The sequence below is a fragment of the Streptomyces sp. NPDC030296 genome (assembly GCF_055572815.1).
The window spans coordinates 269,155-290,393 of the sequence record NZ_JBVICQ010000010.1 but is presented as its reverse complement, the minus strand read 5'-3'; the positions used below and the strand labels follow the sequence as shown (position 1 = coordinate 290,393).

Here is a 21,239-nt window from a genome sequence, read left to right as displayed (position 1 = left end):
AGCGGGGGTGGGTCAGGCGTGCGGCTCGGCGAGCGGACCGAGCAGCGCCCGGATCTCGTCGAGCGCGTCCACCAGGGCGGTCAGGGGCGTCCGGTAGGCGAGGGCGCTGATGCTCACCGCGCCGGAAGGGGCCGTGGGCGAGGTGAGGTACACGGGCAGGGCGAGGCAGTGCACACCGGTCTCGTTCTCCTGGTCTTCGCAGGCATAGCCCTGGGCGGCCGCCTCCCCGAGCGCGGCGTGCAGGTCGGCCGCCGTGCACAGCGTCCGGGGCGTCCGGCGCTCGGGCGGCACGTCACCCACCCACGCCCGGACCTCCTCCAGGGATGTCAACTCCCGGGCCAGCAGCACCTTTCCGACCGCCGTGGAGTGGGCGGGGTTGCGGCCGCCGATCGTCGATGTCAGCCTGACGGCCCCGGTGGGCGGGTCGACCTTCGCGCGGTAGACGACCTCCCGGCCGTCCAGCACCGCGTAGTGCGCCGTCTCCCCGAAGCGGTGCGCCAGCGCCTCCAGCACCGGCCGGACCCGGACGTGGTCGGGCCGTGCCTCGTGGTGCGCGAACGCCATGCGCAGGAACTCGTCCCCGAGCACATAGCGGCTGCTGTCGTCCTGGTCGGCGAGACCGGCCCGGCGCAGGGCCCCCAGCGCCCGGTGCACGGTCGGTTTGGGACTGCCGATCACCCGGGTCAGCTCGTCCAGCCCCACCCCGTCGGGATACCGGGCCAGCTCCTTGAGCACGGCGAGCACCCGGTCCGAGCCCACGAGACGGCCCCCCTCCGGGCCGGCCGCACCGCCGTCCTCGGACCCGGCCCCGCCCACCCCGGCGGGGTCTGTCGATTCGTCGTACGTCTGCGTATCCTGCATGGCGTTCCAGACTGTAGATCGTCGTACCGAATAATGGAAAGGGCCCGACCGTGAGACTCCGCAGCGCGCAGTGGTACGAGGGGCAGGACCGCAACTCCTACATCCACCGGGCCTGGATGCGCCGAGGAGTACCGGACGACGCCTTCACCGGTCGGCCCCAGATCGCCATCGCCAACACCGCCTCCGACCTCACCCCCTGCAACGCCCACCTCGACGAGGTGGCCGCCTCGGTCCGCAACGGCGTGTACGAGGCGGGCGGCATCCCCCTGGACCTGCCCGTGGTGTCGCTGGGGGAGACGAACGTGCGGCCCACCGCCATGCTGTGGCGCAACATGGCGGCCATGGCCACCGAGGAGATGCTGCGGGCCAACCCCATCGACGGCGTCGTCCTCCTCGGCGGCTGCGACAAGACGATCCCCTCCCTGCTCATGGCAGCCGCGTCCGTGGACCTGCCCGCGGTGGTGGTGCCGGGCGGCCCGATGCTCAACGGCACCTTCCGCGGCAGTCTGCTGGGCTGCGGCACCGGGGTGTGGCAGCTGTCGGAGGAGGTCCGCGCGGGCACGCTCTCCCAGGAGCAGTTCCTCCGCTCCGAGTCGGCGATGATCCGCAGCCGGGGCCACTGCAACACGATGGGTACGGCGTCGACGATGGCGCTGGTCGCCGAGGCGCTGGGCACGGTGATCCCCGGTGTGGCCGGCACCCCCGCCCCGGACAGCCGGCTGCTGAAGTCGGCGCACCACACCGGCCGGCTGGCGGTGGACATGGTCGCGGTCGACCGGCGGCCCGCGACCTTCCTGACCAAGGGGTCCTTCCACAACGCGATCGTGGCCCTCGCCGCCATCGGCGGCTCCACCAACGCGGTCGTCCACCTCCTCGCGATCGCGGGCCGGCTGGGCATCGACCTGACGCTCGACGACTTCGACCGCATCGGCTCACGCGTCCCCGTCCTGGTGGACCTCCAGCCGGCGGGCCGCTTCCTGATGGAGGACCTCCACCGCGCCGGCGGCCTGCTCGCCGTGCTGCGCGAGGTCCGCGACCTGCTCGACCCCGACGCGCTGACCGTCACGGGCGAGCCGCTGGTGACCTACCTGGACGACGCTCCGATCTACGACGCCGAAGTCATCCGCACCCGCGCCGAACCGCTGGTCGCCGAGGGCGGCATCGCCGTCCTGCGCGGCAACCTCGCCCCCGACGGCGCCGTGATCAAACCGGCCGCCGCCTCCCCGCACCTGCTCCGCCACCGCGGCCGGGCCGTCGTCTTCGACTCCATCGAGGACTTCCGGGCACGCATCGACGACCCCGACCTCGACGTGGACGCCGACTCCGTCCTCGTCCTGCGCGGCTGCGGCCCCAAGGGCTACCCGGGCATGCCCGAGGTCTCCAACATGCCGCTGCCGAGGAAACTCCTCGAACAGGGCGTCCGTGACATGGTCCGCGTCTGCGACGGCCGGATGAGCGGCACCGCCTACGGCACCGTCGTGCTCCACGTGGCCCCGGAGGCCGCGGCCGGCGGCCCCCTCGCCCTCGTCCGCACGGGCGACGTCATCGTCCTCGACGTCGAGGCCCGCCGCATTGACGTCGACGTACCCGCCGACGAACTCGCCCGCCGCACCCCCGACAAGGCCACGGTCGACGGTTACGCCGCCCCCCGCCGCGGCTGGGAACGCCTCTACGTCGACCACGTCACGCAGGCCGACACCGGCGCCGACCTCGACTTCCTGACCGGTTCCAGCGGATCCGAGGTGAGCCGCGAGTCCCACTGACGGCCCTGCCTCGGCGCCGCCCGACGCCACGCGGGCGGCCCGTCCGCGACTCGGCGAAACGGGCGGCCTAGCGGGTGAAGCGTGACGCGGCCTCCGCACCGCGGGGCATGCATGAACCGCACGGCCGCACGCGGCCGAATCGACGGTCACGCAGCACGGGAGGCGAGCGGTGAACCCACGAGACGAGCAAACCGACCCCACGACCCCCCAGGTCCCGGTCCTCATCGTCGGCGGTTCCCTCGTCGGCCTGTCGACCTCGCTGTTCCTGGGCCGGCTGGGGGTCCGGCACATCCTCGTGGAGCGCCACGCCGGCACCTCCATCCACCCCCGTGGGCGAGGCAACAACATCCGCACGATGGAACTGTTCCGGGCCGCCGGCGTCGAGCCGAAGATCCGGGAGGCCGCCGCCACACTGGCCGACAACCACGGCATCCTGCAGACACCCACCCTGGTCGGCGACGCGGGGGAGTGGCTGTTCAAGGAGATCGACGCGGGCGGCGGCCCCGCCCGATTCAGCCCCAGCGCGTGGTGCCTGTGCAGCCAGAACGACCTGGAACCCGTCCTGTTCGACCACGCGAGGAACCTCGGCGGCGACCTGCGCTACGCCACCGAGCTGATGTCGTTCACCGACGAACCCTCCGGCGTCACCGCCGTCGTCAAGAGCCGCGAGACGGGCGAGCACACCACCATCCGCGCGCAGTACCTCGTCGCCGCCGACGGCCCGCGCAGCCCCGTCCGCGAGCAGCTCGGCATCGAGCAGAGCGGTCCCGGGGACCTCTTCCACAACGTCAGCATCACGTTCCGCTCCCGCCGGCTCGCCGACGTCGTCGGTGACCGGCGCTTCATCGTCTGCTACCTGACCAGCCCCGAAGCCGACGGCGCGCTGCTGCCCGTGGACAACCGGGAGAACTGGGTCTTCCACGCCCCCTGGCACCCCGAACACGGCGAAACCCTGGAGGAGTTCACCGACGAGCGGTGCGTCGCTCACATCCGCCGCGCGATCGGCGTCGCCGACCTCGACGTGGAGATCACCGGCAGGGCTCCCTGGCACGCCGCCCAACGGGTCGCCCGCCGCTACCGGTCGGGCCATGTCTTCCTGGCCGGTGACTCGGCCCACGAGATGTCCCCCACCGGGGCCTTCGGCTCCAACACCGGCATCCAGGACGCCCACAACCTGGCGTGGAAGCTGGCCGCGGTGCTGGGCGGCTGGGCCGGGGAGGAGCTGCTCGACACGTACGACGTGGAGCGCCGCCCGGTGGCGGAGGCGACCAGCGCCCGCGCCGCCGCACGGTCGGTCGAGCACAGCCATCCCGGCTTCGCCCCGCCCCCCGGAGCGCAGGGCGGCGGCCCCCAGAGCGGCATCCTCAACGTGGCCCTCGGCTACCGCTATCCGCAAGGCGCCGTCGTCGGCGCCGACCCCGCCACACCGGCCGTACCGGAGCGCCTCGACCTGTCCGGGGAACCCGGCAGTCGGGCACCCCACGTACCGGTACGCCACCGGGGTGAACAGATCTCCACCCTCGACCTCTACGAGCGGTCGTTCGTCCTGCTCAGCGACGCCGGCGCCCCGAACGGATGGCACGAGGCCGCCGTCCGTCTCGCCGCGTCGACGTCCGTCCCCCTGACGTCGTACCGGCTGGGCGACGGACCCGACGCCGAGCTGACACCCGTCGGCGACGCGAGCTGGTCGGCCGCCCACGGAACGACACCCTCGGGCGCCGTCCTCGTCCGGCCCGACGGGTTCGTGGCGTGGCGATCCCCCGAGCGGGTCCCGGACCCCGAGACGACCCTGCGCCAGGTGCTGGAGACCGTCCTGGCCCTCTGACCCCCCGGAGACGACGCCGCACCACAGGCGGCCGCCCCCCTGGGGCTGCTCCGGAAACGCCGGCCGCTGTCGCCGTCACGCCCTCGTCGCGTGACGGCCGCAGCGGCTTTCCCATGGGCGCGGACGGCCGCCCGCCGTCGTCCGCGGTCCCCGCCCTTCGCGTCGAGCGGATGGCGGTCACCTGGGCAGAGCACACGAGTCGCGCGCTTCCCCAGCCGGGCACAGGATCGAGAAACCGACATTCGTCCGCCTCCGCCAATGAAGGAGAAGTGCGCAGGATGACCACCACATCTGACCGCCTTTCGGAACCGCCGGCGTCACCGGCATCGCAGCGCGTCTCCCAGTCAGTGTTCGACGGCTCCCGGCTGCGGGTCGTCCTGCTGGTCGACGTCCACGAAGGGGCCCAACAGCAGTTCCTGGAGGCGTACGAGGGCCTGTGCAACCAGGTCGCGTCCGTCCCCGGACATGTCAGCGACCAGCTGTGCCAGTCCATCGAGAACCCCTCCCAATGGCTCATCACGAGCGAGTGGGAGAGCGCCCCGCCCTTCCTCACCTGGGTCAACAGCGAGGAACACGTACGGATGGTGGAGCCGCTGCACAGCTGCGTCCGCGACACCCGGTCCCTGCGCTTCCACATCGTCCGGGAGACCGGCGGCCCGGCGGCCGAGGCCGCGTCCGGGCAGCGTCGCCTCCAGGCGTCACCCCGCATCGGTGACGGAGTGATCCGCCACGCGCTCACCTTCACCGTCAAGCCGGGCAGCGAAGACGTCGTCGCCAAGATCCTCGCCGACTACGACCCACCGGAGCCGCAGGTCGACGCCACCACCCGGCTCTGCCGCACCTCCCTGTTCATGCACGGCAACCGGGTCGTGCGGGCCATCGAGGTCCGGGGCGACCTGCTCGCCGCGCTGCGGCACGTCGCCCGGCAGCCCGAGGTACGGGCCGTCGAGGAGGCCATCAACCCCTATCTGGAGCAGGACCGGGACCTGGACGACCCGGAGTCCGCCCGCCTCTTCTTCACCCGCGCCGCGCTGCCCGCCGTGCACCATGTGACGGCGAGCCAGGAGAGCGGGAACGCCGAACGGCGCGCCTACTACTACCCCGCCCGCGAGGGCAGCGGCATGCGCCTGGCGGAACTGCTCGCCCGGCAGGACGCCGCGGCCGCGGACGACGCGCACGGACCGGTGCTGCGCAGCACGATCTTCCACCGCGACGACGTCGTGGTGCGGCTGGTCGACGTCCGCGCCGGGTCCGACACCGCTTCCGGAGCCGTGTTCGGACTCACGGACCGCGGCCAGGCGGCCGAGCTGACGGCGCTCCTCGACGAGGGAGCCCTCGGCGCGAACGGTTCCGCCCCCGAAGAGGGAGCCCTCGCCTCCCTGGCGACGGCCGCCCGCATGCGCCTCGTGACCGACCGCCGCGCCCCCGGCGCCTGACCGCCGTCCCCTCCCGGGCCGTGACAGCCACTCCCTCGTCTTTCCACAGCACCAGTTCGGAGGAACGCCGTGACGAACAGCCATCCCGCGATCGTGGATCTCAGTGAGATCGAGCCCAACACCAGGCGCGGTGGCGACCTACGCGCCATGCTCACCCCCACCACAGTCGGCTCCACCAGCGGTTTCATGGGTGTGGCCATCGTGCAGCCCGGCGACCGCATCGCCGAGCACTACCACCCGTACTCCGAGGAGTTCGTCTACGTCGTCTGCGGGCAGCTGGAGGTCGACCTGGACGGTGAACCCCATCCGCTGCTGCCCGAGCAGGGGCTGATGATCCCCGCCCACGTCCGGCACCGCTTCCGCAACGTCGGCAACGTGGAGGCCCGCCTGGTCTTCCACCTCGGCCCGCTGGCCCCCAGCCCGCCGCTCGGCCACGTCGACACCGAGGAGACCGACGCCGCGCCGGTCGCGGCCCACGAGGGCGGGCACCGGATCGCCGAGCGAAGTCGAGTCGGCTCATGACCAGGCGCGTCGCGGTCACCGGCATCGGCGTCGTCGCCCCCGGCGGGATCGGCATACCGGCGTTCTGGGATCTCCTCGCGAACGGTCGCACGGCGACACGGGGCATCACGTTCTTCGACCCGTCCGGGCTGCGTTCGCGGATCGCAGCCGAGTGCGACTTCGACCCGTCGGCCCACGGGTTGGCGGCGGAGGACGTCGCGCGCTGCGACCGGTACATCCAGTTCGCGTTGGTCGCGGGGGAGGAGGCGGTACGGGACTCCGGCCTCGACCTCGCCGCCGAGAACCCCTGGCGCGTCGGCGTCTCCCTGGGCACCGCCGTCGGCGGAACCACCCGGCTGGAGCACGACTACGTGCTGGTCAGCCATGGCGGGCAGCGCTGGGACGTGGACCACCGGGAGGCCGGTCCGCATCTGCACCGGGCGTTCTCGCCCAGCACCCTCGCCTCGACGGTGGCGGAGCGGTTCGAGGCGCGCGGGCCGGTGCAGACCGTCTCCACCGGCTGCACCTCGGGGCTCGACGCCGTCGGGTACGCCTTCCACACGATCGAGGAGGGCAGGGCCGACGTGTGCATCGCCGGCGCCTCCGACTCCCCGATCTCCCCCATCACGATGGCCTGCTTCGACGCGATCAAGGCCACCTCCCCGAACAACGACGATCCCGCGCACGCCTCCCGGCCCTTCGACGCCGACCGCAACGGGTTCGTCATGGGCGAGGGCGGAGCGGTACTCGTCCTGGAGGAGCTGGAACACGCCCGGGCGCGCGGCGCGCGCGTGTACTGCGAGCTCAGCGGTTACGCCACCTTCGGCAACGCCTACCACATGACCGGCCTGACCACCGAGGGCCTGGAGATGGCCCGCGCCATCGAGGACGCCCTCGACCATGCCCGGCTCGACGGCACGGCCATCGACTACGTCAACGCCCACGGGTCGGGAACCCAGCAGAACGACCGGCACGAGACGGCCGCGGTCAAACGGGTCCTGGGCGCCCACGCCTACGCCACGCCCATGAGTTCCATCAAGTCCATGGTGGGCCACTCCCTCGGCGCGATCGGGGCGATCGAGGTCGTCGCCTGTGTGCTGGCCCTGGCCCACCAGGTCGTCCCGCCCACCGCGAACTACGAGACGCCGGACCCCGAGTGCGACCTGGACTACGTCCCGCGCGTGGCCCGGGAGCGGCGGCTGAACAGCGTCCTCTCCGTGGGCAGCGGCTTCGGCGGCTTCCAGTCCGCGGTGGTCCTCACCCGGCCGAAGGGAAAGACGTGATGAGCGAACCGCACACCCGGCGCGCCGTCGTCACCGGGATCGGCGTGGTGGCGCCCAACGGAACCAGCACCGAGACCTTCTGGAAGGCCACCAGGGAAGGCATCAGCGTGCTGGACCGGGTCACCCGCGAAGGGTGCGAGCACCTGCCGCTGCGCGTGGCCGGTGAGATCCGGGACTTCGATCCGCCCTCGGCGGTCGAGGAGCGCTACCTCGTCCAGACCGACCGCTTCACCCACTTCGCCATGGCCGCGGCCGACCTGGCGATCGACGAGGCCGGCCTCAGCCGGTCCGACACCGACGGCTCGCCGTTCTCCGTGGGCGTGGTCACCGCGGCCGGTTCCGGCGGCGGCGAGTTCGGCCAGCGGGAACTGCAACAGCTGTGGGACAAGGGCAGCCGCTACGTGGGCCCGTACCAGTCCATCGCCTGGTTCTACGCCGCGAGCACCGGCCAGATCTCCATCCGCCGGGGCTTCAAGGGCCCCTGCGGAGTGGTCGCCGCCGACGAGGCCGGCGGTCTGGACGCGCTGGCGCACGCGGCGCGGGCCGTACGACGCGGCACGGACGTCCTGGTGGCCGGGGCGACCGAGGCGCCGCTTGCCCCCTACTCGGTGGTCTGCCAGCTCGGCTACGAGGAGCTGAGCACGGAGGACGTCCCGGAGTGCGCCTACCGCCCGTTCACCTCGGCGGCCTGCGGGTTCGTGCCCGCCGAGGGAGGCGCGATGCTCGTCGTGGAGGCCGAGACCTCGGCCCGGGACCGGGGAGCGCCGGCACGGGCGACGCTGGCGGGACACGCGGCGACGTTCACCGGCGCCTCCCGCTGGCAGCAGTCCCGCGAGGGACTGGCGCAGGCCATCAGGGGCGCCCTGGAGGAGGCCGCCTGCGCGCCCGAGGAGATCGACGTGGTCTTCGCCGACGCCCTCGGCGTACCGGAGGCGGACCGCGCCGAGGCGCTGGCGATCGCGGACGCGCTGGGCGCCCACGGCCGACGGGTCCCGGTGACGGCACCGAAGACCGCGATCGGCCGGGGATACTGCGCGGCGCCCGTCCTGGACGTCGCCGCGGCGGTGCTCGCGATGGAGCACGGCGTGATCCCACCCACCCCCAACGTCCACGACGTCTGCCACGACCTCGACCTCGTGACGACCCACGCCCGCGCCAGCGAACTGCGCACGGCGCTGGTCCTCAGCCGTGGACTCATGGGGTCGAACTCGGCGCTGGTGCTACGGCTCGGCGCCTCCGACGCCTCCCACTGAGGCCTCGTCAGCACACATCACGGAGCAAGGAGTGAAACCGCATGAGTGACAACATCACCCCGGAAGAGCTGGCCGAGCTGATGAAGAAGGCCGCCGGCATCACCGTGGCCCCCGAGGAACTCCGGGAGCGTTCCGACGACAGCTTCGACACCTTCGGCATCGACTCGCTCGGGTTGCTCGGCATCGTGGGCGAGCTGGAGAAGCGCTACGGCACGCCGATGCCCCCGGACTCGGAGAAGAGCAAGAGCCCCCGACAGTTCCTCGACGCCGTCAACAGCGCACTTCCCGCGGGAGCCTGACATGGCCGGACACACGCAGAACGAGATCACCATCGGCGCACCGGTCGACCTGGTCTGGGACATGACCAACGACGTCGAGAACTGGCCGCAGTTGTTCAGCGAGTACGCCTCCGCCGACATCATCTCGCGGGAGGGGAACCGGACCACGTTCCGGCTGACCATGCACCCCGACGAGAACGGCACCGTGTGGACCTGGGTCTCGGAGCGGGAGACCGACCGCGACACCCTCAGCGTGCGGGCCCGCCGCATCGAGACCGGCCCCTTCGCCCACATGAACATCCTGTGGCAGTACGAGGAAGTCCCCGCCGGCACCCGCATGGTGTGGACCCAGGACTTCGAGATGAAGCCGGACGCACCGGTCGACGACGCCTGGATGACGGACAACATCAACCGGAACTCCAAGGTCCAGATGGCCCTGATCCGGGAGCGTATCGAGCAGGCCGCCAAGGAACGCCGGCTCGTGCCGACGCTGTCCGACTGATCCGACGGAGGACAGCACGATGCACCAGACTCTGATCGTCGCCCGGATGGCCCCGGGGTCGGCCCCCGACATCGCCGACGTGTTCGGGGAGTCGGACCGGGGGGAACTGCCCCACCTGGTGGGGGTCGCCCGCCGCAGCCTCTTCCAGTTCGGTGATGTGTATCTGCACCTCATCGAGTCCGAGCGGGACCCCGGCCCCGCCATCGCCAAGGCGGCCGGGCACCCCCTGTTCCAGGACGTCAGCGAACGGCTGTCGGCGTACGTCACCGCGTACGACCCGGCGACCTGGCGTTCACCGAAGGACGCGATGGCGCACTGCTTCTACCGCTGGGAGCGGGAGACCTCCTCCTGAGCCGGTGGGACCGAGGCGCGGCGCCGGGTCGCCGGGCACACGACACTCGTGTGCCCGGCGACCGGCTGCCCGCAGGCTCCGCCGGGGGAGGCGGTCACCCGGGGACGGTGCAGTCGAACGCGTGCAGGTAGGGGTTGACGGGGCGGATGTCGCCGATGACGAGGCCCGCGTCGGTGAGCCTGGCGACCATGCTCTCGGTGGTGTGCTTGGCCCCTCCGACGTTGAGGAGGAGCAGCAGGTCCATGGCGGTGCTGAACCGCATGGAGGGGGTGTCGTCGACGAGGTTCTCGATGACGATGACCCGTGCTCCGGGGCCGCCCGCCTCGATGACGTTGCGCAGGGTCCGGCGGGTGCTGTCCTCGTCCCACTCCAGGATGTTCTTGATGATGTACACATCGGCGTGGGCCGGGACGGCCGCACGGCAGTCACCGGGGACGATACGCATCCGGTCCGCGAGCGCGCCGCCCGGCCGCAGCCGCGGGTCGGCGTTCTCCACGACGCGCGGCAGGTCGAGCAGGATGCCGGTCAGCGACGGGTGCTTCTCCAGCAGGCTCGCCACCACGTGCCCCTGGCCGCCGCCGATGTCGGCCACGGTCGAACTTCCCGACAGGTCGAGGAACTGCGCGACGTCCCGCGCGGACTGCGCGCTGGAGGTCGTCATGGCGCGGTTGAAGACATCGGCCGATTCCGGCGCGTCGTTGTTGAGGTAGTCGAAGAACTCCTTCCCGTACAGGTCCTCGACGACGTTCCGACCGGAGCGCACCGCCTCGTCCAGCCTGGGCCAGGCGTCCCAGGTCCAGGGTTCGGTGCACCACAGCGCGATGAAGTGCAGGCTGTCCGGGGCGTCCTCGCGCAGCTGCCGGGACATGTCGGTGTGGGCGAAGGCCCCGTCCGGTTGCTCGGCGAAGATGCCGTAGCAGGTCAGCGCCCGCAACAGCCGGCGCAGTGGCTTCGGTTCGGCCTTGACGGCGGCGGCGAGGTCCGTCACCGGCATCGGGTCGTCACCGAGGGCGTCGGCGACCCCGAGCCGCGCGGCCGCTCGGATGGCGGCGGCGCACGCGGCCCCGAACACCAGCTCCCGGAGCCGCATGGCCGGCGGTGGTGCAGTCTGTGCGGTCGTCATGCGCCGCTTCCCTTCCTCGAATTCATGAGTGACCGTCCCTGAGCGCTCGTGGCGCCGGTCAGCACAGCCCCGCGGGCCTGGAAGCCCGGCAGGAGTTGCGTTCGAAGGTGTTGCCCTTGCCGGTGTCGGTGTTGATGAGGTCCGCGGGCGCGTTGCCCTGCACCAAGTTGTCGGTGATCCGGTTCCGCTCGCTGGGGGTGCCCACGAAGCTCTTCCAGAGGACGATGCCGCCGGACAGGGGGGAGGTGCCGGCGTGGTCCATGACCCGGTTCCCCGTCACCAGGGTGTCCTCGGTGCCGGTCAGGACGATGCCGGAGCCCTGCAGCGCGTCCAGCCGCGCGGTCTTGGGGCAGGACTTGTTGTTCTGCGCGACGAGGTTGTCCCGTACGGTCAGCGCGCCGGCCCTCGGCTTGTTCTCGTCGCCGACGACGAACACGCCCGCGCAGTTGCCGGTGAGGTGGTTGTCGGCGACGGTGAGGTTCCGCAGGCGCCGGACGGTGATGCCGATCCGGTTCTCCGACAGGCGGTTGCGTTCGACCACCGCTCCCCGCGTGTTCTGGGCGCCTTCTTCGGCCTTGATGGTGTTTGCGAGGAACAGGCCGGCGTCGCCGTTGCCGCGGGCGGTGTTCCCGCGGAGCACACTGCGCACGGAACGCTCCAGGGCGATGCCCCAGACCCCGTTCTTCGTCGCGGTCACCCGGCGCACGGTCAGCCGGTCGGTCGATGTGGCGACCACACCGCTGCCGGTGAAGCCGGTCACGGTGAGGGAGGCGAGGGTGACGCCGTCGACGCTGCGCTTCTTCGTCCCGGTCACACAGATGCCGTTGCCGCTCTTGGCGCAGCTGTCGCCGGCCTTCTTCCTGGCCGGCTTGACGACGGCGCCGCGGTCCATGCCGCGCAGGGTGATCCGCGGCGTGGTCACCGTGACGCTCTCGTGGTACGTGCCGGAGGCCAGGAGAACGGTGTCTCCCGGCCTCGCGGCGTCCACCGCTTTCTGGATCGACTTCCCGGGGAAGACCACGTGGATCTTGTGATGGGCGGCGACCGACGGGGCGGCCCCGAGTCCTGTGCCGATGACCGCTGCCGTGCACACCAGGGAGGCGAAAGTGGATTTCTTCATATTTAGCACGTTATTTGGCGGGGTCGGCGAACAGGCCGGATAGACCATCCGGTGGCGTGTCACCTCAAGGTCGGAGGGGCGCTCGGCGCACGATGCGGTCCTCGCGTCGAAACATTCGGGAAGTTGTGGTGCCCGGTCGACGGGTTCACGTCCCGATGGTGTTGACATGTTCACGCGTCTCTCTAGGATCCGTCACGCCCAGACTTTCCGAATCCGGTTCGAAATTTCGTATCCATCCCTGAGTCGACATGTCATGGGCGTGACATGAGGGATGGGTTCCCCACCGCGCTCTCCCCGAAAGGAGCCCCGGTGCCCACACGATCAGGCAGGCGACTGCTCCATGTCCTGGCCGCCGCCGCACTGACGGTCGCCGCATCAGTGACGACCTCCGTCCACTCCACCGCCACCGCCGCGCCCGCCGCTGCGCCGGGCAGCCCGGCGCTCACTCCACCCCTGGGGTGGAACAGTTGGAACAGCTTCGGATGCGGGATCACCGAGGCGCAGGTGCGTCAGGCCGCGGACGCGATGGTGTCCTCGGGGATGAAGGACGCGGGCTACCAGTACGTGGTGGTGGACGACTGCTGGTTCGACCCGCAGCGCGACGGAGCGGGCAACCTGCGGGCCAACCCGACCAAGTTCCCCAGCGGAATGAAGGCGCTCGGCGACTACATCCACAGCAAGGGACTGAAGTTCGGCATCTACCAGGTGCCGGGAGAGAAGACGTGCGCGCAGACCACCGGTGCCTATCCGGGGTCGACGGGCAGCAGGGGGCACGAGGCGCAGGACGCCCGCGTGTTCGCCTCATGGGGCGTCGACTATCTCAAGTACGACTGGTGCTCCTCCAGCGGTACCCGTGACGAGCAGGTCGCGCGGTTCAGCGTCATGCGCGACGCGCTGCGGGCCACCGGGCGCCCGATCGTCTACAGCATCAACCCCAACAGCTTCCACGCGATCACCGGCTCCACGTACAACTGGGGTGAGGTGGCGGATCTGTGGCGGACCACGGAGGACCTGCTCGACATCTGGCAGAACAACAACACCAACAGCTACCCGATGGGTGTCGGCAACGTCCTGGACGTCACCGCGCCCCTGGCCGCGCAGTCCGGCCCGGGCCACTGGAACGACCCGGACATGCTGGTCGTCGGGCGTCCCGGCCTGTCGCTGACCGAGTCGCGCTCCCACTTCGCCCTGTGGGCGCTGATGGCCGCCCCGCTGATGGCCGGCAACGACATCCGCACCATGTCCGCCGACGTCAGCGCGATCCTGCGCAACCCCCGTCTCCTCGCGGTCAACCAGGACCGGCTCGGCGCCGGCGGTCGCCGCGTCCGTGACGACGGCAGCACCGAGGTGTTCGCCAAACCCCTCGCCGACGGCTCCGTCGCCGTAGGTCTGTTCAACCGGGGCGGCAGCGCCGCGACCGTCACCACCACCGCCGCCCAGGTCGGCCTCACGGGCGGGCCGTTCACCCTCACCGACCTGTGGACCGGTGCCACGTCCAGCACCACCGGTCAGGTCTCCGCGAGCGTGCCAGCCCACGGCGTCGCCGTGTTCCGGGTCAGCGGCGGCAGCGCACTGGCCGCCACCACCGCCCGCCTGCGCGGCACCGGGTCCGGCCGCTGCCTGGACGTGGATCGCGCCTCCACCGCGGCGGGGACCGCGGCGTTGATCTGGGACTGCCACACCGCCGCCAACCAGCTGTGGACCACCTGGGCCGGCGGCGAGATCCGCGTCTTCGGCGACAAGTGCCTGGACGCCTACAACCAGGGGACCACCAACGGCACCCGCGTCATCATCTGGACCTGCAACGGTCAGGACAACCAGAAGTGGACCGCACAGGCCGACGGATCGATCCGCAACGTCCGTTCCGGGCTGTGCCTCGATGTCAACGGGTCCGGCACCGCCAACGGCACGGCGGCGGTCCTGTGGAGCTGCAACGGACAGTCCGGCCAGAAGTGGAGCCGCACATGAGGGACATCGCGCGGTCGGTCGCCTGGATCACGGGCCTCGTGCTGGCGTTCGCCCTTGTCCCCGCCACGGTGCAGCCCTCGGCGGCCAGGGCCGACAACCCCATCGTGCAGCACGTCTACACCGCCGACCCGGCCCCCCTGGTCCACGACGGACGGGTCTACCTCTACACCGGGCACGACGAGGACGGGTCCACCTACTTCACCATGAAGGACTGGCGGGTCTGGTCCTCGGCCGACATGGTCAACTGGACCGACCACGGCTCTCCGCTCAGCCTCGCCACGTTCAGCTGGGCGTCCGCCGACGCGTGGGCGGGACAGGCCGTGCAGCGGGGCGGCCGGTTCTACTGGTACGTGCCGGTGAAGAACCGGGCGACCGGCCGGATGGCCATCGGCGTGGCCGTCGCGGACAGCCCCACCGGCCCGTTCCGGGACGCCCTCGGCCGTCCGCTGGTGGAGAACGGCGAGATCGACCCGAGCGTCTTCATCGACGACAACGGCCAGGCGTACCTGTACTGGGGCAACCCGAACCTGTGGTACGTCAAGCTGAACGCCGACATGACCTCCTACTCGGGCAGCCCCACCCGGATCCCGCTCACCACCGCCGGGTTCGGCACCCGCACCGGCGACCCCAACCGGCCCACCCTGTACGAGGAGGGCCCCTGGGTCTACAAGCGGAACGGGCTGTACTACATGGTGTTCGCCGCCAAGTGCTGCTCGGAGTTCATCGCCTACTCCACGGCGCCCGGCCCGACCGGCCCCTGGACCTACCGGGGGACCGTCATGCCCACTCAGGGCAGCAGCTTCACCAACCATCCGGGCATCGTCGACTTCAAGGGAAATTCGTACTTCTTCTACCACAACGGCGCGCTGCCCGGCGGGGGCGGCTACACCCGCTCGGTCGCGGTGGAGAGGTTCTCCTACAACGCCGACGGCACGATCCCGACGATCACCATGACGAACACCGGGGCCCCTCAGGTAGGCACGCTCAATCCGTATGTGCGCCAGGAGGCCGAGACGATCGCCTGGGGTTCCGGGATCGAGACCGAACCGGCCGCGGAAGGCGGCATGAACGTCGGCTGGATCGAGAACGGCGACCACCTCAAGGTCAAAGGAGTGGCCTTCGGGCCGGGCGCGTCCTCGTTCGCCGCGCGGGTGGCCTCCGGCAGCAGCGGCGGCACCGTGGAACTGCGCCTGGGCTCCCCGAACGGGACGGTCGTCGGCCGGTGCGGTGTGCCGGGCACCGGGGGCTGGCAGACATGGACGACGGTCAACTGTCCGGTGAGCGGCGCCACCGGCACCCAGGACCTCTACCTGCGCTTCACCGGAGGGAGCGGCTATCTGCTCAACATCAACTGGTGGCAGTTCACGGCGGCCACCGCCCTGACCGCACCGCGTTAGACCATCAGCGTCGCCCGGGCGCCGCGTCCGCTCGAACTTCGGCGAGGAACGGCTGTGTCGCCGGTCGGGTGAGCCGGGTGTAACGGGGTAGAAAAGCTGTGGCTCGTGTGACTGTACCGAGCCGGAGCATGCCCGGATGAAGGGCTGTTCCCGGGCATGAACGAAGGATCGAACAGTATGGCAAGCGGCACCGTCAAGTGGTTCAACTCGGAGAAGGGCTTCGGTTTCATCGAGCAGGACGGCGGGGGCCCCGACGTCTTCGCCCACTACTCCGAGATCAAGGGCTCCGGCTACCGCGAGCTGACCGAAGGTGAGCACGTCACCTTCGACATCGGCCAGGGCCAGAAGGGCCCCCAGGCCCAGAACATCGTCCGAGGCTGACCGGACCCAGGAGCGCGGAGCGAGGCGGCTGCCGACCCGCAGCCGCCCCGCTCCCAGCCCAGGCCGCCGCTCGGTGCGTCGGCCTCACCTGCGCGTGCCCGGTGCGTGGCGCCGCCTACCAGCGGTACCAGCGGCCCCGCTGACCACTGGGGCCCGTGGAGCGGGCGACGAAGCCGAGCAGCCAGACCACCAGCACGATGACGGCGATCCACCACAGGGCCTTCAGGGCGAAACCGGCGCCGAAAAGGATCAGAGCCAGCAGCAGAACGAGCAACAAAGGAACCATTTCTTTCCACCTCCGCCCCGCCGTTTGCCCGGCCGTCGGCGCTCCACACCCTCGAGACCTGCAGGTTTTTTGCCCTCGGACGGGGGCACTCTGACGGGCTGCCCGAGCGCGGGCGGGGATCGCAGTCTCGCTAGCCTGTGCGAGTGACGCTTGCTGATGATCGACAGTTCCCCGCCGCGCTCGCCGCCGCGCTGGCCGTGCCGTTCGACTACGAGGGCGGTGACGGAGTCGACTTCGAGCCCTTCGAGGAGTTCCTGTCCGCCGAGGACACCACCGAATGGTTCCAGGCGTGGACCGGAAACGACGAACTCGACGGCGCCGAATTCCGCGTCTTCGGTCAGGACGGCTCGGGAGGGTACGCGGCGTTCTGGCTCGTCCGCCCGAGCCGGCCGCTCACCGACCAGCCCGTCGTCTTCCTGGGGTCCGAGGGCGAGACGGGAGTCGTGGCGCGCGACCTGGGCGACTTTCTGTGGCTCCTGGCCGACGGCTTCGGCCCCTGGGAGGCCGCCACCTCCTACGCACCTGACTGGATCGCGCACCCCGACCGCGATCTGACGGCCGTCGCCGAACGCTTCGCGCCGGGCCCGCGCCGGTCGGCCTCCGCCGTGGTCGAACTGGCCACCCGGGAGTTCCCTACGTTCGGCGACACCATCATGGAGCTCTGCCGCTGAGCGTCCTCCGGGCCACGCACCCCCGCGACCCGGACATGATCCAAACGACAGGCCCTAATTCCGAACCGACGGGGTAATGGGACGTCATCCAATCGCCGTCTCACACCGATGTGAAGGAGAACGAGGATGACCGACGACGCCTACCTGTTCCTGCTGGACGACATGTCCTCGTCGCTGGGAGTGGCCCCCGCCGCCGTCGGTGATCTCGCCTGCATGGAAACCCCCGCCGTACACGGATGGCTGGACGCCCACGGAATCACGCGCACCTCACCGCGCGTGCGGCTGCTGCCGCCGGAGGAGACGGCGGCGATCCCCGAGGGAGCGGAACGGCTGCCCGTCCCGCTGAGCGACGAGGAGACGAGCCGGCTCCGCCACCAGTTGGTGCCGGAGCCGCTCGCCCGGATCGAGGAGGAGCTGCTCTCCTACCGGGACTGCGCGGACGGCAGGGACGGCCTTATCGGGCGCGCACTGGCCGCCGGCGTGCCGCCGCACCGCATCGCCGAACTGACCGGGGTGGACCCCGCCACGGTGACCGCCGCGGCGGACGGCTGATCGCGTTCGATCCGAGCCACTTACGGCCGCCGTGCGGTCACCGGGGCAGGGCAGTCACCGTACGCGGTTGTCGCCCTGCCCCCGTTGTTGTCAACTCGCCCCAGACATGGGACGGATGTGGTTCCAGCCGGGGTTGGCGTGGCTATTGACAGTCACAGTGGTGTGTGGAATCACTATCGACATGGGATGCCTGAGGGTTCCCAGTGGATGATCTCGGGGCGTTCTGGCCCCTCATGAGGGGCGGTCCTCCGGCGCGCGCACCGCTCTCGACGGCGGTGGCAGCACCACCGTCGGCGCGGCCACGGTGATGTGGACGGCGCCCCCCAGCACCACCAACGCGTGGACCATCACCGCTGTCCGAACACCGGCACCCCCTTTTCACCGGCACTCCCCTTCCACCCATCGAGCACGGAAGAAGGAGAACATGAGACGCCAACCGCTCCTGATGTCCCTCGTGGCCGCGCTGATCCTCGTCCTGACGACCGCGGGAAGCTCCTTGGGCAGCACCCCCGGCGCGCCCCCCTCGGCCACGAAGGCCGCGGCCGCGGGCAGCGCCGGGTGCGGCAAGCCCCCGGCGCTGAGCAGCGGCACCCGCACGATCCAGAGCGGCGGCCAGACCCGCAGCTACATCCTGCGGGTCCCGGCCGGCTATGACAGCAACCGCCCCTACCGGCTGGTCTTCGGGTTCCACTGGCGGGGCGGTACGGCCAACGACGTCGACTCGGGCGGAACGGACGGTTACAACTGGTCCTACTACGGTCTGCGGCGCCTGGCGGACACCGCGAACAACGGCACGATCTTCGTCGCCCCCCAGGGCAACGGCAACGGCTGGGCCAACCCCGGAGGCCAGGACCTGGCCTTCGTCGACGCCATGGTCAACCAGCTCCAGGCGGGCCTGTGCGTCGACACCGCCCAGCTGTTCGCCGCGGGCTTCAGCTACGGCGGCGGCATGTCGTACGCCATCGCCTGCTCGCGGGCGACGGTCTTCCGGGCGGTCGCGGTCTACTCCGGCGCGAACCTCAGCGGATGCAACGGCGGCACCCAGCCCATCGCCTACATGGGTCTGCACGGACTCAGGGACAACGTGCTGCCCATCTCCCTCGGACGGGAACTGCGCGACACCTTCGTCCGGAACAACGGCTGCACCCGGCAGAACCCGCCCGAGCCGGCGTCCGGAAGCCTCCGGCACATCATCACCACGTACTCCGGATGCAGGTCCGGCTACCCCGTCGTCTGGGCCGCGTTCGACGGCGGGCACGACCCCGGCCCGCTGGAGGGGTCCACCGGGAGCGGCTGGCGCACCTGGACATCGGGCGCGGTGTGGCAGTTCTTCACCCAATTCGGCTCGAACACGCCACCCCCGCAGCCCTCCGAGAGCCAGAAGATCGTCGGCCAGCAGTCGGGCCGCTGCCTCGACATCAACAACTCCACCACCACCAACGGCACGCAGGCACAGCTGTGGGACTGCAACGGCGGCTCCAACCAGCGCTGGACGCACACCGCGAGCAAGCAGCTGGTCGTCTACGGCAACAAGTGCCTGGGGGTCGGCCAGTCCGCGGGCAACGGCACCCCCGTGGCGATCTGGGACTGCAACGGCCAGGCGGACCAGCAGTGGACCGTCGGCGCCGACGGCACGATCACCGCGGCGCAGTCCGGCCTCTGCCTCGACGCGGCCGGCCAGGGCACGGCCAACGGGACGAAGATCCAGCTGTGGAGCTGCTCGGGCGGCGCGAACCAGCGCTGGCGCCAGGAGAACTGACGGTTCCTGTCCCTGCCGCCGCTCGACCGGCCGCAACGCGGCGAGGAGACCGGTCCTTCTCAGCGGGCGACGGCGGCGGTGGACAGGAGCGTCGCGGCGGCGAGGCTGCCCCAGAGGGCGGCCGGGCCGTGGGGTGTGAGAGCGGTGAGGCGCAGGTCCAGCGGCACCGGTTCGACTCCACTCATGACAACAACGCCCCCCGCCGAGGTCTCTCAGGAGACGGGAACGTGCACGAACCTACCGGTCACGTGCAGATCGGCCTCCAGCGAGTCGGCCGTGGCGCGCAGCTCCGGCACGATGTCCGTGGCGCACTCGGCGGCCGTGCCACGCCCGCTGTGCATGTGGACGTTGACCGCCGCGACGACCACCCCGGCGCGGTCACGCACCGGGACGGCGATGGAGCGGAGACCTTCTTCCAGTTCGTCGTCGACCAGCGCGTACCCGTCGTCCCGGACCCGTTCGAGTATCGCCTCCAAATCGGTGGGCCTGGTGACGGTGCGCTTGGTCAACGCCTCCAGCCGTACGTGGGCGAGCCAGGCGGCGCGCCTCTCGCCCGGCAGACTCGCCACGAGGACCCGGCCGGCGGATGTCGCGTAGGCGGGTACGCGGGAGCCCGCCGCGATGTCGACGTCCATGATGCGGCCCGCGGTCACCGAGACCGCGCACTGGACGTGGTCGTCGGTGAGCTCGGCCAGGGACGTGGAGTTCTTCACCCTCCCGGTCAGAGCGGTGAGATGGGGGCGGGCGATGTGGGTGAGTGTGGCCTTGGACAGCGGGGGAAACCCCAGGGACAGGACCCGTGGCGCGAGCCGGAACGACCGCCCCTCGACGGTGACATGGCCGAGGTGCTGGAGGGTGATCAAGGCCCGGCGCGCTGTGGCCCGCGGCAATCCGGTGCGCTCGGCGACCTCGGAGAGCGTCAGTTCGGCGCGGCCCTCGCCGAACGCGGTGATCGCGGTCAGGCCGCGGGCCAGTGACGTGATGAACTCCCCGCCCAGTTCCTGTTTGGAGGCGATCGTCCAGGCGGCGAGGCCGGTCGGCCCGCTCGTCCTTTCGGGCGGTGGCGCGACGGCCAGTTCCCGCTCCATGGCGGCGACCGCGTCGCGGAGTCTGGGCAGGAGGGAAGCGCGCAACGAGTCCACGCCGTGTCTGCTGGTGTGGCTCACGGCACTCGCCACGCAGGCGATCCGGCTGTCCGGCATGCGCACGGGGACGGACAGGGCCACCAGGCCCGGCTCGATCAGCTGGTCGTCCAGGGCCCAGCCCCGCAGCCGCGCCTCTTCCACCCGTCGCGGGAAGTCCGCGGTGGCGGCATCGTGGGCGCGCCGGGGGATGGCGGGGAAGCCGAGGTCCTCGGGGTCGGCCAGCTGTCGCTCCCGCCAGCGAGCCCAGTCCTGGGCACTCCACTCCGTTGCCAGCAGGGGGCCCGGTGCCGTGCGTTCCGCGGGCAGCAGGTCGCCGATGCGGAAGCTCAGGGACAGGGCGCGCCGACGGATCGCCTGGTGGATGAACCGGATGCCGTCACCGTCCGCCACCGCGAGGGAGACCGACTCGTCCAGCGCGTCGGCGAGGGCGTCGGCGTGCCCGCTCAGCAGGTCGGGGAGGCGCAGCGCGGCCAGATACGCGTTGCCCAGCTCCATCAGACGGGGAGCCAGGGCGGCGTTGCTGCCGTCGAGGCGGACGTATCCCATGCGGGCGAGGGTCGCGGCGACCCGGTCGACGGTGGAGCGGGCCAACCCCGTGGCCCGACCCAGATCGCTGAGGGTCGCCGCCCCTCCGACATCGGTGAGTCCGCGCAGTACGGCGATCCCGCGCATGAGGGGGGTGACGGCTTCCTCGGGAGGCTCAGGTGGCGCGGGCGACACGGGCGACAGCGCGGAGTCGGTAGGCGGCGCCTCGTGTGTCGATGTCATGGCGCCTCCGCGGTT

At 71.1% G+C, this 21,239-nt stretch carries 21 protein-coding genes; 15 read left to right on the top strand and 6 right to left on the bottom strand.

What is annotated here, in order from left to right; all coding sequences use genetic code 11:
• Positions 1-12 precede the first annotated feature (12 nt).
• Positions 13-861 (bottom strand): IclR family transcriptional regulator, encoded by an 849-nt coding sequence (locus ACZ4Z3_RS28620; protein WP_468503722.1) that lies wholly within the window; start codon positions 859-861, stop codon positions 13-15.
• 50 nt (positions 862-911) lie between these two features.
• Between ACZ4Z3_RS28620 and ACZ4Z3_RS28615 the strand changes: the two genes are divergently transcribed.
• The 9 genes from ACZ4Z3_RS28615 to ACZ4Z3_RS28575 all read left to right on the top strand — a co-directional run bounded on the left by ACZ4Z3_RS28615 (position 912) and on the right by ACZ4Z3_RS28575 (position 10,054).
• On the top strand, positions 912-2,624 hold the full coding sequence (locus ACZ4Z3_RS28615) for an IlvD/Edd family dehydratase (RefSeq protein ID WP_468503721.1): 1,713 nt from the start codon (positions 912-914) through the stop codon (positions 2,622-2,624).
• Between the two features lie 169 nt (positions 2,625-2,793).
• The gene (locus ACZ4Z3_RS28610; RefSeq protein WP_468503720.1) at positions 2,794-4,449 is read left to right on the top strand and encodes an FAD-dependent oxidoreductase; all 1,656 of its coding nucleotides are present in this window, start codon (positions 2,794-2,796) and stop codon (positions 4,447-4,449) included.
• 278 nt (positions 4,450-4,727) lie between these two features.
• Positions 4,728-5,885 carry a SchA/CurD-like domain-containing protein gene (locus ACZ4Z3_RS28605; protein ID WP_468503719.1) on the top strand — a complete coding sequence of 386 codons (1,158 nt, stop codon included), beginning with the start codon at positions 4,728-4,730 and terminating at the stop codon, positions 5,883-5,885.
• A 69-nt stretch (positions 5,886-5,954) separates the two neighbouring features.
• Complete coding sequence (locus ACZ4Z3_RS28600) at positions 5,955-6,407, top strand: cupin domain-containing protein (protein WP_391335606.1); 453 nt, start codon at positions 5,955-5,957, stop codon at positions 6,405-6,407.
• Complete coding sequence (locus ACZ4Z3_RS28595) at positions 6,404-7,669, top strand: beta-ketoacyl-[acyl-carrier-protein] synthase family protein (RefSeq protein ID WP_468503718.1); 1,266 nt, start codon at positions 6,404-6,406, stop codon at positions 7,667-7,669. Before ACZ4Z3_RS28600 ends, ACZ4Z3_RS28595 begins: the two co-directional genes overlap by 4 nt.
• The gene (locus ACZ4Z3_RS28590) at positions 7,669-8,922 is read left to right on the top strand and encodes a ketosynthase chain-length factor (RefSeq protein WP_468503717.1); all 1,254 of its coding nucleotides are present in this window, start codon (positions 7,669-7,671) and stop codon (positions 8,920-8,922) included. Before ACZ4Z3_RS28595 ends, ACZ4Z3_RS28590 begins: the two co-directional genes overlap by 1 nt.
• A 41-nt stretch (positions 8,923-8,963) precedes the next feature.
• The gene (locus ACZ4Z3_RS28585; RefSeq protein ID WP_468503716.1) at positions 8,964-9,221 is read left to right on the top strand and encodes an acyl carrier protein; all 258 of its coding nucleotides are present in this window, start codon (positions 8,964-8,966) and stop codon (positions 9,219-9,221) included.
• 1 nt (position 9,222) lies between these two features.
• Positions 9,223-9,702: an SRPBCC family protein gene (locus ACZ4Z3_RS28580; RefSeq protein ID WP_107465655.1), complete on the top strand. Its 480-nt coding sequence runs from the start codon at positions 9,223-9,225 to the stop codon at positions 9,700-9,702.
• Between the two features lie 19 nt (positions 9,703-9,721).
• Positions 9,722-10,054: a TcmI family type II polyketide cyclase gene (locus tag ACZ4Z3_RS28575; RefSeq protein ID WP_468503715.1), complete on the top strand. Its 333-nt coding sequence runs from the start codon at positions 9,722-9,724 to the stop codon at positions 10,052-10,054.
• Positions 10,055-10,148: 94 nt separating this feature from the next.
• On the opposite strand, the gene ACZ4Z3_RS28570 is transcribed toward ACZ4Z3_RS28575, so the two are convergent.
• Positions 10,149-11,177: a methyltransferase gene (locus tag ACZ4Z3_RS28570; RefSeq protein ID WP_468503714.1), complete on the bottom strand. Its 1,029-nt coding sequence runs from the start codon at positions 11,175-11,177 to the stop codon at positions 10,149-10,151.
• Between the two features lie 58 nt (positions 11,178-11,235).
• Positions 11,236-12,297 (bottom strand): right-handed parallel beta-helix repeat-containing protein, encoded by a 1,062-nt coding sequence (locus tag ACZ4Z3_RS28565; protein ID WP_468503713.1) that lies wholly within the window; start codon positions 12,295-12,297, stop codon positions 11,236-11,238.
• A gap of 309 nt (positions 12,298-12,606) precedes the next feature.
• Here ACZ4Z3_RS28565 and ACZ4Z3_RS28560 point away from each other — a divergent pair, with 309 nt between their 5' ends.
• The 3 genes from ACZ4Z3_RS28560 (at position 12,607) to ACZ4Z3_RS28550 (ending at position 16,043) form a co-directional block, all read left to right on the top strand.
• A complete protein-coding gene (locus ACZ4Z3_RS28560) occupies positions 12,607-14,265 on the top strand; it encodes a glycoside hydrolase family 27 protein (RefSeq protein ID WP_468503712.1) in 1,659 nt (552 codons plus the stop codon).
• Positions 14,262-15,662: a glycoside hydrolase family 43 protein gene (locus ACZ4Z3_RS28555; protein ID WP_468503711.1), complete on the top strand. Its 1,401-nt coding sequence runs from the start codon at positions 14,262-14,264 to the stop codon at positions 15,660-15,662. The genes ACZ4Z3_RS28560 and ACZ4Z3_RS28555 overlap by 4 nt, the downstream gene beginning before the upstream one ends.
• A gap of 177 nt (positions 15,663-15,839) precedes the next feature.
• A complete protein-coding gene (locus tag ACZ4Z3_RS28550) occupies positions 15,840-16,043 on the top strand; it encodes a cold-shock protein (protein WP_055522082.1) in 204 nt (67 codons plus the stop codon).
• 115 nt (positions 16,044-16,158) lie between these two features.
• Here the strand turns inward: ACZ4Z3_RS28550 and ACZ4Z3_RS28545 are convergent, their stop codons facing one another.
• Complete coding sequence (locus ACZ4Z3_RS28545) at positions 16,159-16,329, bottom strand: DUF5670 family protein (protein WP_468503710.1); 171 nt, start codon at positions 16,327-16,329, stop codon at positions 16,159-16,161.
• 137 nt (positions 16,330-16,466) lie between these two features.
• On the opposite strand from ACZ4Z3_RS28545, the gene ACZ4Z3_RS28540 reads away from it, so the two are divergent.
• The 3 genes from ACZ4Z3_RS28540 (at position 16,467) to ACZ4Z3_RS28530 (ending at position 19,311) form a co-directional block, all read left to right on the top strand.
• Positions 16,467-17,000, top strand: coding sequence for an SMI1/KNR4 family protein (locus ACZ4Z3_RS28540; protein WP_468503709.1), 534 nt, complete (start codon positions 16,467-16,469; stop codon positions 16,998-17,000).
• 126 nt (positions 17,001-17,126) lie between these two features.
• The gene (locus ACZ4Z3_RS28535) at positions 17,127-17,552 is read left to right on the top strand and encodes a DUF6003 family protein (protein WP_468503708.1); all 426 of its coding nucleotides are present in this window, start codon (positions 17,127-17,129) and stop codon (positions 17,550-17,552) included.
• A 445-nt stretch (positions 17,553-17,997) separates the two neighbouring features.
• The gene (locus tag ACZ4Z3_RS28530; RefSeq protein ID WP_468503815.1) at positions 17,998-19,311 is read left to right on the top strand and encodes an RICIN domain-containing protein; all 1,314 of its coding nucleotides are present in this window, start codon (positions 17,998-18,000) and stop codon (positions 19,309-19,311) included.
• A gap of 59 nt (positions 19,312-19,370) precedes the next feature.
• Here the strand turns inward: ACZ4Z3_RS28530 and ACZ4Z3_RS28525 are convergent, their stop codons facing one another.
• Positions 19,371-19,496 (bottom strand): hypothetical protein, encoded by a 126-nt coding sequence (locus ACZ4Z3_RS28525; RefSeq protein WP_468503707.1) that lies wholly within the window; start codon positions 19,494-19,496, stop codon positions 19,371-19,373.
• A 27-nt stretch (positions 19,497-19,523) separates the two neighbouring features.
• Positions 19,524-21,224, bottom strand: a complete 1,701-nt coding sequence (locus tag ACZ4Z3_RS28520; RefSeq protein WP_468503706.1) for an IclR family transcriptional regulator domain-containing protein — start codon at positions 21,222-21,224, stop codon at positions 19,524-19,526.
• Positions 21,225-21,239: the final 15 nt, after the last annotated feature.